Annotated in this window: 15 protein-coding genes; 5 read left to right on the forward strand and 10 right to left on the reverse strand. The window is 56.8% G+C overall.

The features are described from left to right. Window positions 1-6: 6 nt before the first annotated feature. The 9 genes from mdcE to ubiU form a co-directional block, all read right to left on the reverse strand. Window positions 7-888, reverse strand: coding sequence for a biotin-independent malonate decarboxylase subunit gamma (mdcE, locus tag HV213_RS03230; RefSeq protein ID WP_181486323.1), 882 nt, complete (start codon window positions 886-888; stop codon window positions 7-9). Then, window positions 888-1817 carry a biotin-independent malonate decarboxylase subunit beta gene (locus HV213_RS03235; RefSeq protein WP_181484740.1) on the reverse strand — a complete coding sequence of 310 codons (930 nt, stop codon included), beginning with the start codon at window positions 1815-1817 and terminating at the stop codon, window positions 888-890. Before HV213_RS03235 ends, mdcE begins: the two co-directional genes overlap by 1 nt. Further along, the gene (mdcC, locus tag HV213_RS03240) at window positions 1810-2142 is read right to left on the reverse strand and encodes a malonate decarboxylase acyl carrier protein (RefSeq protein WP_110272885.1); all 333 of its coding nucleotides are present in this window, start codon (window positions 2140-2142) and stop codon (window positions 1810-1812) included. The genes HV213_RS03235 and mdcC overlap by 8 nt, the downstream gene beginning before the upstream one ends. Window positions 2143-2153: 11 nt before the next feature. Then, window positions 2154-3821 (reverse strand): malonate decarboxylase subunit alpha, encoded by a 1668-nt coding sequence (mdcA, locus tag HV213_RS03245; protein ID WP_181484741.1) that lies wholly within the window; start codon window positions 3819-3821, stop codon window positions 2154-2156. A 13-nt stretch (window positions 3822-3834) separates the two neighbouring features. Next, on the reverse strand, window positions 3835-5043 hold the full coding sequence (gene madB, locus HV213_RS03250; RefSeq protein WP_181484742.1) for a Na+-transporting malonate decarboxylase, carboxybiotin decarboxylase subunit: 1209 nt from the start codon (window positions 5041-5043) through the stop codon (window positions 3835-3837). A 154-nt stretch (window positions 5044-5197) separates the two neighbouring features. Further along, on the reverse strand, window positions 5198-6088 hold the full coding sequence (locus HV213_RS03255; protein WP_181484743.1) for a triphosphoribosyl-dephospho-CoA synthase: 891 nt from the start codon (window positions 6086-6088) through the stop codon (window positions 5198-5200). A gap of 202 nt (window positions 6089-6290) precedes the next feature. Beyond that, entirely contained in the window at window positions 6291-7298 is a 1008-nt protein-coding gene (locus HV213_RS03260; protein ID WP_181484744.1) for a luciferase-like monooxygenase, read from the reverse strand. Between the two features lie 143 nt (window positions 7299-7441). Next, on the reverse strand, window positions 7442-8320 hold the full coding sequence (locus HV213_RS03265) for a U32 family peptidase (RefSeq protein WP_181484745.1): 879 nt from the start codon (window positions 8318-8320) through the stop codon (window positions 7442-7444). 8 nt (window positions 8321-8328) lie between these two features. Next, on the reverse strand, window positions 8329-9324 hold the full coding sequence (gene ubiU, locus HV213_RS03270) for a ubiquinone anaerobic biosynthesis protein UbiU (protein ID WP_049014787.1): 996 nt from the start codon (window positions 9322-9324) through the stop codon (window positions 8329-8331). Window positions 9325-9545: 221 nt separating this feature from the next. Between ubiU and ubiT the strand changes: the two genes are divergently transcribed. Further along, complete coding sequence (gene ubiT / locus HV213_RS03275; RefSeq protein WP_112213587.1) at window positions 9546-10070, forward strand: ubiquinone anaerobic biosynthesis accessory factor UbiT; 525 nt, start codon at window positions 9546-9548, stop codon at window positions 10068-10070. Beyond that, window positions 10064-10567: a GNAT family N-acetyltransferase gene (locus HV213_RS03280; RefSeq protein WP_181484746.1), complete on the forward strand. Its 504-nt coding sequence runs from the start codon at window positions 10064-10066 to the stop codon at window positions 10565-10567. Before ubiT ends, HV213_RS03280 begins: the two co-directional genes overlap by 7 nt. Here HV213_RS03280 and HV213_RS03285 read toward each other — a convergent pair. Beyond that, a complete protein-coding gene (locus tag HV213_RS03285; RefSeq protein WP_110272894.1) occupies window positions 10554-10838 on the reverse strand; it encodes a GIY-YIG nuclease family protein in 285 nt (94 codons plus the stop codon). The two genes, HV213_RS03280 and HV213_RS03285, sit on opposite strands and share 14 nt — an antisense overlap. 55 nt (window positions 10839-10893) lie before the next feature. Between HV213_RS03285 and HV213_RS03290 the strand changes: the two genes are divergently transcribed. The 3 genes from HV213_RS03290 (at window position 10894) to HV213_RS03300 (ending at window position 13150) form a co-directional block, all read left to right on the forward strand. Next, window positions 10894-11331: a YhbP family protein gene (locus HV213_RS03290; RefSeq protein WP_181484747.1), complete on the forward strand. Its 438-nt coding sequence runs from the start codon at window positions 10894-10896 to the stop codon at window positions 11329-11331. A 90-nt stretch (window positions 11332-11421) separates the two neighbouring features. After that, window positions 11422-12066: an NAD(P)H-binding protein gene (locus HV213_RS03295; RefSeq protein ID WP_181486324.1), complete on the forward strand. Its 645-nt coding sequence runs from the start codon at window positions 11422-11424 to the stop codon at window positions 12064-12066. A gap of 46 nt (window positions 12067-12112) precedes the next feature. Then, a complete protein-coding gene (locus tag HV213_RS03300) occupies window positions 12113-13150 on the forward strand; it encodes a permease (protein WP_181484748.1) in 1038 nt (345 codons plus the stop codon). Window positions 13151-13268: the final 118 nt, after the last annotated feature.

Genomic DNA, 13268 nt, shown 5'->3' on the forward strand with positions numbered 1-13268 from the left:
CCTATATCAGTCGGGCAGATAACGCGCCGCCACTTGCTGATATTCATCGTGCATCTGCGCCAGAATGACGCCACGCATTTTTCTGCCGCCGCGCTCTTCGCCGGAGAGCCCGCGGCCCTGCGGACCGGTGACCTGAATACCCACGTCCTGTTTTTGCCGGCGCACATCGCCAATATGCCGAACAATTGCCTCTCTCATCGCTGGGATGGTTTTGATTAACTCCTCCACGCCACCCAGTTGCCAGAAGAACTCAGGACCTGCCGCAAAGACCGGGTTGCTGCGGGAGAGTTCGCTCAGGCGTTCCACATCCTGACGCGTAATACGCGCGATGCTGCTTAGTGGCATGACGTGAATCATGGTGCCGAATTCTGAGGTCAGGCTGAGGATATGGTCGGCCTGCAGGCCGTGGCACAGAAACGCGCCGCTAATGGCGCGACCAATTACCATAGCGATAATCGGGTGCCCGGCATGGCGCGCTTCGGCCAGCGCCAGCTGATACGCGCCGGTTGCTTTATTCATGCCGATAATCTCTTCCAGTTTGCCTGGCCCGTTCCCCGGTGTATCGACAATCAGCACCAGCGGGCGTTTTTCGCCTGCGGGCTTGTCTTTATCCATCGCTAGCGTGCGGTAGACCGCCAGCGCCATTTTGTAGCCCTCTTCCAGACCGATGATCCCCGCATAAACGACCGGGAAGCGCGGATTGAAGGTCATGGCGTCGTTGGCGATCACCGTGCAGATTTCACCGTTGATGCGTGCGCTGCCGACAACGGCTCCGGGGCCGTAGTCGTCGCAGGGCAAGTTGAGTTCCGCCAGCGCGTTTTCGGCAAAGCTGCCTTCATCGACAATCAGGTCGATAGCCGCGCGCCCCTGACCGAGTAAATTTTCCATCATGCTTCCTCCACGGACAGGCGTTGGACATTGCTCAGGAAGGTCTCCAGGCTCATATCAACCAGCGATTGCGGAGCAGGATTTCCTGCTGCCGCCCACACATCGCGCGCATCGGTCGGCGCAAGCTCGTTGATTTTCTGCGTCAGCGCCATCTGTGCGCGGACTTTTGCCTCACTGCCAATTCGGCGCATTGCTTCAATATCGGGCCAGGATAAATCGGCAATTTGCGCAGCCTGCTGGTGGAAGGCATCCAGCGAATCGGCAATCAGGAAATTGCAGTCGCCGACGATGTATTTGTGCTTGCCGCCGGTCGTGCGGAACACCAGCGCGCGATCCGAGGCGTCGAACTCGCTGCGGCCCATCTCCTGCTCGATAACTTCCGGCCCGGTCAGCCCGAGGCGGCCTGATTCGCTCATGACGATGAGATCCGTCGCGGCGGCGACAAAGCCCATACCGCCGAAGCAGCCGATCTTGCTGCCGATCAGCGCCACTACCGGTACGCGACCGCGCAGGGTTTGCAGCATATCCATACATTCGGCATGGGCGAGCAAACCGGCGTTGGCTTCATGCAGGCGCACGCCGCCGGTTTCAAAGGAGATAAGCACGACAGGGCGACGTGCCGGGTCGCGGCTCTGCGCCGCCAGTTCGTCGGCCAGCATCAGTGCGCCGACCATCTTCGCGCCGCCGACTTCGCCGACGGAGCCGCCGATAAAACGCCCTTCTTGCGAGATAACGATGGCCGGATGCTGGCCGAGCAGGCCAATACCGGTAACTACGCCGTCATCGAACTCCACCGCTTCGCCCAGCACCGGCAGATGCGGGCTGACCTGCTTTGCCGCCGGGCCGATAAGCTCGGTAAATGTGCCTTTATCCACCAGCCCTTCGGCGCGAACGCGAGCGCTGGCTTCCAGAAAACGCAGATCACTCATAATGGTTTTCTCCCGGCATGGCCTGTTGTAATGCTTGTTGAATTCGTAACGCCACGACCGCAGGCGTCGCGTTGTTATCGTTGATGCTGACCTGCATATCGCCCAGCGGGCCGTTATCCAGGAAACGGGTGAGGACGATTTCCCAGATAGCGTCGAACCCGGTGACCGGCGTACAAATGCTGATGTCGATTCCGCCTGCCAGGGCTTTGGGTTCCAGCAACACTTCCAGATCGCCGGAGCCCACGATGCCGCAGTGCACGGTTTGCGGCAGGGACGGACGGTCGCTTTTGCCGCTGAAATGCTGTGATATTTGATGTAGAGCCATTTGCTATTCCCTTACCAGTTACGGAATCGAGCAGGAGGGTTGTACAGACCGCCGGACCACTCGACCAAATCACGAATACTCTTCGCCGCCAGCATCTGGCGGTTGGCACGGCGTCTGTCGATGCCTAAATCTTCCGGGGTTTGCACAATACCGGCGTCGCGTAGCGCTTGGGTTTGCGCCGGATCGGCGGCAAGGCCGATATCGGTGTATCCCGCTACGGCGCGAATTGCCGCCATCCGCTGTTCCAACCCTTCACAGCGATGCAGGTGGGCTAGCCCCTCTTCGGTGAGCACGTGGGTGACGTCATCGGCGTAAACCATCACCGGCGGTAGGGCGAGACCGGCTTTTTCCGCCAGTTCCCAGGCGTCCAGTTTGTCGACGAAAGCAGGCTGGCGCTTCTCGCGGAAGGTCTCCTGCATCTGCACTACAAGGCGCTTGCCGCGCGGCATATCGCCAATCAGTTGCTGCTGGGTGGCCTTGAACTCTTCGCCGCACTTAAGCCAGGATTGGGTGACGTGGCGGCGGCCTTTGGCATCGCAGCCCATATTCGGCGCGCCGCCAAAACCGGAAACGCGGCTGGCGGTGGCGGTGCTGCTATTGCCGTACTTGTCGATTTGCAGGGTGCCGCCGATAAACATATCCAGCGCGTAGTGTCCGGCGGCCTGGGCGAAGGCGCGGTTAGAGCGCAGGGTGCCGTCCTGACCGATGTAAAACACGTCCGGGCGTTCAGCGACGTATTTTTCCATTCCCAGCTCGCCGCCGAAGCAGTGCACCGACTGGATCCATCCGCTTTCGATCGCCGGGATCAGCGTCGGATGCGGGTTCAGTACCATGTGAGTACAGACTTTGCCTTTTAGCCCCAGCTCTTCGCCGTAGGTCGGCAGCAGCAGTTCAATAGCGGAGGTAAAGAAGCCGATGCCGTGGTTAATACGCTCAACGCCGTATTCGGCATAGATACCCTTAAGCGCCATCATCGCCATCAGTACGTGGGTATCGGTGATCAGCGCAGGATCGCGGGTGAATAGCGGCTCGACGTAGAATGGACGCGGCGCTTCGATAACCGCATTGACCCAGTCGCCGGGAATATCGACGCGTGGCACTTTATCGACGATCTTATTCACCTGGGCGATAACGATCCCCTGGCGGAAGTGAGTGGCTTCGGCGATCACTGGCGTATCTTCGGTGTTGAAGCCGGTGTAGAGGTTGCCGTCTTTGTCCGCTTCAAACGCCGTGATCAGCGAAACTCGCGGCGTGAGATCGACAAAATAGCGGCTGAACAGTTCCAGATAGGTGTGGATCGCCCCAAGCTTGATTTTGCCCTGCTGGATAAGCTGCGCCAGACGCCCATCCTGCGGTCCGGCATAGGCGAAATCGAGTTTTTCAGCGATGCCTTTCTCGAACAGATCGAGGTGTGAACTGAGCGGCACCGACGACTGCACCATATGTAGCCCGGAGATCTTTTCCACATCTACTTTACACAGACACTCGGCGAGAAAATCCGCCTGCTTCTGGTTGTTGCCCTCAATATTCACGCGATCAAAACTTCGGATAACCGCTTCCAGCGCGGCGACGGTATCACCGGAATCGATAATCTTCCCGTCACGGAAATACGGAGCCAGAAGATTCAGGCGCTGCACCGTATCATCCTTAAGTTGATGCCAGTTGTGCTCTTTAATCATGTTTTTAACTCCCTTATTTCAGAAGGAATAGCGTGGAGATAAAGACCCCGGTGGCGATGGCCGACACAATCAGGCCACTGACGCCCGCGCCCATTGCCAGCGGCAGAATGACGGCGTAAGGGTTTTCATGGCTGACTTCTTTCTGTGCGATTTTGGCGGTGGTCGGCAGGCACGAAACTCCCGCGATACCGATAGCCGGGTTGTAGCGTCCTTTCGAGATAAGCCAGATAAACCAGCCGCCAAGCAGGGCGCTAATCGCCGAGATAGCCAGCGCGCCGATACCGAGGATCAGGATGATGCCGACTTTCGGGTCAAGGATGGTTTGCGCTTCGCACAGGGTTCCGAGCAGCAGGCCAAGGAACAGCGTCGCGGTGTAGGTCAGGGTGGATTCAAGCAGCTTCTGGAACGGTTCGATCTCGGCTTCTTTAATAGCGATCCCAAGGAAGAACGAAAGGATCAGCGGGGCGGCGACCGGCAACAGCAGGCACAGCAGCAGGCAGGCGCAAACGGTGAAGATGAACTTCGCCTTTTTCGACACCGTCGGATACTCAATATCTACTTCCATCCCGAGGTACTTTTTCGGCACCAGCAGGCGCACCAGATACGGGTAACCGGCATAGGTCAGGCTCAGATACAGGTAGGCGATGATGGCGATAGGAACAAACAGATTTGGTGCCAGAATCAGCGAGGCGAAGAGCACCATCGGGCCGTCGGCGCCGCCGATGGTCGCAATAGAGGCCGCTTCATTGGCGGGGAGGCCAAAGACTTCAATACCCAGCAGCAGCGCGGCAAAGGTACCCGCTTCGGCGAACAACGCCACAACGATACTGGCCCAGGGGCGGAGCAGAATAAAGCTGATATCGCTCATCGCGCCGATGCCGAAGAAAACGATGCAGGCAATCAGACCGTTGCTGAAGGTTAAGTTGTAAACCGGCTGCAGGAAGTTAATCTGCATCAGGTTCACTAAATCGGTGGGGTCGCTGATCATCGGGTCGAGAATTAAGGTCCCGGTTTGCCCGTCAGCGAGAAACAGTACCCCGGCGTTGACGGCAATCATGCCCAGGCCCATTGGCACCATAATCAACGGTTCGAGTTTGCGGCGAAAACCCATCCACGCCAGGACAAAACCCAGAATGATTAATAATATTCGCGCGATCGCTATCTTGGGGTCTTCAATAAAAAAGGTGCCGATGCCCGAAAAGAGCTTAACAAAGATATCCATAAAATATATTCCTGATAACGCAAAATAGGGGCGTGTTAGTCGTCGGTGATATTCAGCTTATTCATTACTCTATTAACACCTACAATTATTCCGACAACGGCAAACGAAATAACAATCGTCATGCCATAAGTTAATAACGTATATAAATAGATACTCATATTTCTTCCTTTGTAGGATCCTCATGCGATTGATGACAAAGAAAATACATGGCCAGGCTCAGTGCTAATAAGTCTGCTGACCCGCCTGGGCTGACCCATTTGTCCAGGCACCATGCATTAAATTCGTTAAGCTCATGTTCGATACCGGGATGGCTCATTCCTCCCTGGTTCACCAGACGCTGCGCGCGTTGTTTCATTTCATCCAGCGCGTGATGCCCTGCGCGTGAAAGCACCGTCGTATCATCGCAGTGCGCCATCAGCGCGAGCAGAGTCTGGATCAGCGCTTCACGCCAGCTAAATCCCAGAGATAACGCCTGATGCAGAGCGGGAAGCCCGACATGGCATACCAGCGGAAAGCCCTGTTCCGCCTCGCCACGCACACCGGTAATGCCAAACTCCAGATACAGTTTCTCGCCGTGGGTTTGCGCTGAACGATGGGCGAGCGCGGCGAAATCATTGCGGCAAAGATCGAGGCACAACCCGGCGACGCACTGGCTTAATGACTCGCTGGTAAGCGGCTGGTTATGGCCTTTTAGCCAACCAGCGGCGGCGGCCAGAATAGCCCCGGCAAAGAGAATGCCGCGCTGGGTATTTACCTGTTGGGTGGATTGCAGCAGCGTGGCTTCGTATTGAATTCCGATAAGACGAACTTTGGGAAATAAATCAGACAGCGTACCCTGATGATATTCCCCGGCCTGCGCGCAAGCTTGAAAACAGGGGGCAATGGCCGAGGTGCTGGTAATAAACAACCAGATATCCATATCGTTATGCGCACCTTGAGAATGCGGCGTCACCAGGCCCGGTTTCGGCCAGGCGCAGACCTCCATTAACAGTGCTTTTAATAAGCACTCACCGATCCTTATGGCATTGACGGTTGGTTGGCTCATGGCGATTCTCTTTCTGCGCGTTCATTTATGGAAAATAAAACAAGAGAGAAAGTAACATCGCCATTTTTAGAGAACAATTACGCTTGAGGTAACGTAATTACGCTCAACGTAACCAGAGGAGGAAAATGGAACGATAAGAATGAGGGCGGTCACAATTTGTCATTTGTGGTAAAAAAATGCGGCGAAAATGCCGCATTGCTCACTACCCGAGAAACTCTTCTTTCACCTGCATCGCCAAATCAAATGAATGCAGGCGTGCCTGATTATCGAAGATTTGGCCGTTGACCATGATTTCATCGGCCTGAGTTTCCCGCAGGATGGACTCCAGCCCGTGGCGGATTTTCGCCTTATCACCCACCAGCGACATGCTCAGCGCCTGCTGGACGCCATATTGTTCAGAGGCAGACCACAGCTGATGCATATTTTGCACCGGTGGCGGCAGCTGTCCGGCTTCGCCGCGGCGCAGTTTGACAAACGCCTGCTGCATCGAGGTGAACAGGAATTCCGCATCTCTGTCGCTGTCGGCAGCAATAATGTTAATGCACACCATGGCGTACGGCTTCTCTAACCGTTCCGACGGTTTGAAATGAGAGCGATAGAGATGCAGGGCCTGGAAGAGCATATCCGGCGCGAAGTGCGAGGCGAAGGCGAACGGCAGGCCAAGCTGGGCTGCTAACTGAGCGCTGTACAGGCTTGAGCCGAGCAGCCAGACCGGGATCTTCTCGCCATAACCGGGAACCGGGCGCACGTGCGGATTCGGATCGCGAGCGTCAAACCAATCCACCAGCTCCGCGACATCGCGCGGGAAGTTATCAACATCGCCGCTCATATGGCGACGCAGCGCGCGCATGGTGGGCTGATCGCTGCCCGGCGCGCGGCCAAGGCCAAGATCGATACGTCCGGGATAGAGCGTGTTGAGCGTACCGAACTGCTCAGCAATCACCAGTGGCGAATGGTTGGGCAGCATTACCCCACCAGAGCCTAAATGTAGGGTGGTGGTATTAGCGGCAAGATAGCCAATCAGTACCGAGGTCGCGGCGCTGGCGATACCAACCATATTATGGTGCTCTGCCAGCCAGTAGCGGTGATAGCCGCGTTTTTCAGCCAGCTGCGCCAGGTCTAATGAATGGGAAAAGGCTTCCTTGGCAGAAGAACCTTGCGGGATCGGCGCCAGATCGAGCACCGAGAACGGAATAGATTTGTCAGTCATAAAGGCTCACTTTGCAACAGCATCGTCATCAGATTGAAGGTCTTCTTCCAGCCTGGCGCATCCGGGATGCACCGGCCAGAAAAGCTGCGACTTTAATAGTGCATTAAAAAGCAGCGATAGCCATTAACAAAGTGAGCGGTATATCAGCCCTGTAATTCCAGCCCGGCGAGGCGTCGCCAGTAACCGTTGCAGTCGCTGTTCGCCGTCAGCGGCAGCGGTACTGCGCCATTTTCATTGGCGCGGAAGGCGTCCAGCATCGCGAAGGTCTCGCAGCCCAGCGGCGACAGGCGAACCATATCCACCAGTCCGTTCATGGTGCTCAGCTCATTCCCGAGGTTGTAGACGTAGCCGCTCATGGTCTGAATGCCGTTGAGCACGAACACCTGTTGATTCTCCTGCGAGAGCACATCGCGCCCGTTGGGGTATTTGATACAGCAGGTTTCGCATTCGTCTTTTGGCCGGTCTTCCGAGCGGGCGGTAAAGCAGCGGGCGGAGTAGGCCAGCGGCAGATGGCCGTAGCTCAGGACCTCAACCTCGAACTGGTTGCGAATGCCCAGCTCGTCGCACTGGGTCAGCAGATTCGCCAGCCAGTCGCGGGAAAGCTCAACCGGCATACACCAGCGCACCATCCCTTGCTTGAGCAGCAGACGCAGGGTGACGGCGTTATAGCAGTTGAGCGCATGTCCGGCGACGAACGGCAGCTTACGCTCTGCGCACAAGTTGACGACGCCAAGGTCGCTGGCTTCAATCAGAAATTCGCCGTTATCGACATAGCGCTTCAGTTCGCCCAGTTCAGAGGAAGCCTGCACCAGCGCGAGGGTAGAGAGCACCACCTGTTTGCCGCTGCCCGCCAGCGTTTTCGCCATCTCTATCCAGTCGCCGACCTTGGTGGCGCGACGTTTGCTGCATACCGCTTCACCGAGATAAATCGTATCCGCGCTGGAGCCTGCCGCCTGCTGGTAAAAATCTTCCAGCGTCTCTTTTGACCAGTAGTAGAGCACTGGCCCTAATGAATATTTCATTGCTGTTCTCACTGCCATTTACGGTGATAAGCGCCAAGGGTGGTTTGCGTCCCTTCGGACATGGAACCGAGGGTTTCCATCCACGCCGATTGCGGCACGAAGTTCTGCGGATCGGCTTTGCAGCGGTCGATCGCTTGACGCCAGACTTTTGCCACCTGGGTGACGTACGCCGGGCTGCGCTGGCGGCCTTCGATTTTCACTGAGGCGATATTGGCCGCCATCAGTTCCGGCAGCAGCTCAAGGGTGTTCAGGCTGGTGGGCTCTTCCAGCGCGTGATAGCGCTCGCCGTCGACCAGATAACGGCCTTTACACAGCGTCGGATAACCGGCATTTTCACCATCTTGATAGCGGTCTATCAGCACTTCGTTAAGGCGTGATTCCAGCCCCTGCGGCGTTTGCTGCCAGCGAACGAAACGCGCGGGCGAGCAGGCGCCGACGGTATTCGGCGATTCACCGGTCAGGTATGAGGAGAGATAGCAGCGGCCTTCCGCCATGATGCACAGACTACCGAAAGCGAAAACCTCCAGCGGTACCGGCGTGGCGCGCGCCAGTTGTTTGACCTGATGAATCGACAGGACGCGCGGCAGCACCACGCGGGCAACGTCAAAATTACGATGATAAAACTTCACTGCCTCTTCGTTGGTCGCCGAGGCCTGAACGGAGACGTGGCGCTCAATATGCGGATAGCGCTCGGCGGCGTACTCCAGCATCGCGATATCGGCGAGGATTAGCGCGTCGGCCCCTAGTTGGGCTGCCATGTCGACCGCACGCTGCCAGCGGGCATAGCCATCAGGATGAGCAAAGGTGTTGATGGCAATATGCAGCTTACGGCGATGCTGATGCACAAAGCTGACGGCTTCCTGCAGTTTCTTTTCGGTGAAATTAAGGCCGGCAAAGTGGCGAGCGTTGGTGTCATCTTTCAGCCCGATATAGACGGCATCGGCGCCGTTTTCGATGGCCGCCTTAAGCGCCGGAAGGTTACCGGCTGGGCAGAGCAGCTCCATAATTTTTCCTGAAAAACGCGGCCCGTCAGGGACGCTGGATGGTTAATGAGCAGGGATTTTAGTTAACCTTCTGGTGACAATTTTTGATTTGAGGCAGTTAAAAGCGTATTGGCGGAATCAATACCAGGTACCCGACATTGTGATTTTGTTGATTTACGCCGCTATGTCGTTTATTTGATATGGCACAATAGAGAAACTATTGCATTCATGGAGTAAAGCTTGTGTTGGATAAACTGCGTTCCAAACTGGTTCACTTTGGCCCGTCAATGATGAGCGTGCCGGTTAAGCTGGCGCCTTTTGCCCTCAAGCGCCAGGTGCTGGAACAAGTATTAAGCTGGCAGTTTCGCCAGGCGCTGGCGGATGGGGAACTGGATTTTCTCGAGGGGCGCTGGTTAAGTATTAATGTGCGTGATATCGGCCTGCTGTGGTATACCTCGGTTGTTGACGGTCGTCTGGTGGTGAGTCCTACGGCTGAGGCTGACGTCAGCTTTAGCGCCGATGCCAGCGATCTGCTGATGATTGCGGCGCGTAAGCAGGATCCGGATACGCTGTTCTTCCAGCGTCGGCTGGTTATCGAAGGCGATACCGAGCTGGGACTGTATGTAAAAAACCTGATGGATGCCATTGAGCTGGAGCAGATGCCAAAAGCGCTGCGCGTGATGCTGCTACAGCTGGCGGATTTTGTTGAAGCTGGCCTGAAAGGCCCGCGGAAACCTGAACAGACATCGGTAGGTGAGGCATGCTGATTCGAGTAGAGATTGGGATTGATGCACCGGGAATCGACGCGTTATTGCGTCGCACCTTCGGCAGCGATGCGGAAGCCGATCTAGTGCACAGTCTGCGTGAAGATGGCCTGATCACGTTGGGCGTGGTGGCGACGGATGACGAAGGTCAGGTCGTGGGCTATGTGGCGTTTAGCCCGGTCGCCGTTGAAGGCGAAGAGCTACAGTGGGTTGGTCTTGCACCGTTGGCGGTGGATGAAAGCTACCGTGGTCAGGGCATTGGGCGTCAGCTGGTTTACGAAGGGCTGGATTCACTCAATGAGTTTGGCTATGCCGCCGTGGTAACGCTTGGCGACCCGGCGCTGTATGGTCGCCTGGGCTTTGAAGCCGCCGCTAATTTTGACCTGCGCTGCCGCTGGCCGGATACCGCCGAGGCTTTCCAGGTCCATCGCCTGGCCGATGACGCGCTGGAAGGCGTGCACGGACTGGTTGAGTATAGCGACCACTTTAACCGCTTCTGAGACCCTCCAGCAGAGTCTCAAATGAACCATCTCCAGCAACGAGGCGTTCTTTCTGGCGCTTCGTTAGCTGCTTGATTCGATACTCCAGCCGCAGTGCTAGTGAGTGCTCACCAACTTCCTGACTAAAAGCCAGCTGCAGCTCACCTTTTCCCCGCAACGCTTTCGCTCCCTTGCCATCCTGGTGTTGGCAAAAGCGGCGCGAAACATCGGTGGTAATCCCGGTATAGAGCCGATTATCGGCGGTACGAATCAGATAGAGAAACCAGCACACGGTACCAAGGTCGCTATGTTAAGGTGTGAGCACCATAACATACTGGAGAGTAAAGATGGATACGCTCGCCGCTATCAGCCGCTGGCTGGGCAAGCAGCATGTCGTGACCTGGTGCGTTACCCGCGATGACGAGCTGTGGTGCGCCAATGCCTTTTACGTTTATGACCCGGAAACGGTCGCTTTTTATCTGCTCAGCGATGAAAAGACGCGCCATGGTCAAATGACCGGGGTGCGTGCCAAAGTGGCCGGGACGGTCAACGGTCAGCCGAAAACCGTCGCGCTGATCCGCGGCGTGCAGTTTAAAGGTGAAATCCGCCTGCTGGCAGGTGAAGAAGCCGTGGCGATGCGCAAGCGCTACGTCAGCCGCTTTCCGGTAGCCCGCATGCTATCGGCCCCGGTGTGGGAGATTCGTCCCGATGAGCTTAAGTTTACCGATAACACGCTCGGCTTCGGTAAGAAGCTATACTGGCTGCGTGATTCTCCAGTTCAGTAACCTCCGCTTTGGCGTGCAGATCCCTCCGTTTACGACATACTTTTGCTAAGCCGTCCGCTGTTGAATGACGGGTTAGCTGAAGGAGCAATGATGACTCAGGTACTGATAACAGGCGCTACCGGCCTGGTTGGTGGGCACTTACTTCGAATGTTGGTTCAGGAGCCGCGAATCGCCGCGATAACTGCGCCAACCCGTCGTCCGCTAGCTGATGCACAAGGAATTCTCAATCCGCACGATCCGCAATTAAGCGACGCGCTGGCGCAGGTTGTCGATCCGGTGGATATCGTTTTTTGCTGCCTGGGAACGACGCTGCGGGAGGCGGGCAGTAAAGAGGCATTTATTCATGCTGATTATACGCTGGTGGTCGATACTGCGCTGACCGGGCTTCGTCTGGGCGCGAAGCATATGCTGGTGGTCAGCGCGATGGGAGCCGATGCGCATTCGATGTTCTTCTACAATCGCGTCAAGGGTGAGATGGAACAAGCCCTGCGTGCCCAGGCATGGCCGCGGCTAACCTTTGCCCGTCCCTCCATGCTGCTTGGGGATCGTCAGAAGAAGCGGGGCAATGAAGTGGTGTTGGCACCGATTTTTCGCCTGCTGCCGGGCAACTGGAAGTCAATCGATGCCCGTGACGTCGCGCGAGCAATGCTCGCTGAAGCCCTTAATCCCTCAGCAGAAGGCGTCACCATTCTGCCATCAGCAAAACTGCGTGAAATCGCTGCCCGCGAGGCGTAGTATTCAGCGCTTCAATTTATAAGCTCACTCTTTGCTGGGGAATGCTATGGCTGGTCAGTCTTCATCTCAGGCGGCATCATCGTTTCAATGGTGGAAACCCGCGCTCTTTTTTCTCGTCGTTATCATCGGCCTGTGGTTCGTCAAATGGCAACCCTATTACGGTAAAGCATTTACCGCGGCCGAGACGCACAGCATCGGCAAATCCATTCTTGCCAATAGCGATGCCAACCCCTTACATGCGGCCTGGGACTACGCGCTAGTTTATTTCCTTGCAGTATGGAAAGCGGCGGTATTAGGTGTACTGCTGGGGTCGTTAATTCAGGTGCTGATTCCCCGCGACTGGCTGCTGCGCACGCTGGGACAATCGAGTTTTCGCGGTACGCTGCTTGGGGCGGTCTTTTCGCTGCCTGGTATGATGTGCACCTGCTGCGCCGCGCCGGTGGCGGCGGGAATGCGTAAGCAGGTCTCGATGGGCGGCGCACTGGCATTCTGGATGGGTAACCCGTTGCTCAATCCTGCGACCCTGGTGTTTATGGGCTTTGTGCTCGGTTGGCAGTTTGCATTGATTCGATTAGTCGCCGGGCTGGCGACCGTGCTGGTGGTGGCAACGCTGGTGCAGAAATGGGTAAAAGAGGCGGCGACGCAGCCCTCTAAGGTACCTGAGTTGCCGATGGAAACGACGCAGGATGGTTTCTTCAGCCGCTGGCTGCGTGCACTGTGGACGCTGTTCTGGAATACGATCCCGGTCTATATCCTGGCGGTGCTGGTGCTGGGAGCCGCACGGGTGTGGCTATTCCCGCATGCCGATGGCGTCGTTGATAATACGCTGTTCTGGGTGATAGCGATGGCGATTGCGGGCTGCCTGTTTGTTATCCCGACGGCGGCGGAGATCCCTGTCGTTCAGACCATGATGATGGCGGGAATGGGCGTCGCGCCCGCGCTGGCGCTGCTCATCACGCTGCCTGCGGTTAGCGTGCCGTCGTTGATTATGCTGCGTAAAGCGTTTCCGGCGAAGGCGCTGTGGCTGACCGGTGGATTGGTGGCGCTATGCGGCGCGGTGGTCGGCGGGCTGGCATTAATCTGATGGTTTTCCCGGAGGCGGCGCGTTGCGCCTGTCCGGGCTACGTGACAGCAGACGATGATGAACTTGTAGCCCCGGTAAGGCGTCAGCCGCCACCGGGGAGATAATCAGAAGCCACGTT

It is taken from the genome of Klebsiella sp. RHBSTW-00484, from assembly GCF_013705725.1.
Taxonomy (GTDB): Bacteria; Pseudomonadota; Gammaproteobacteria; order Enterobacterales; family Enterobacteriaceae; genus Klebsiella.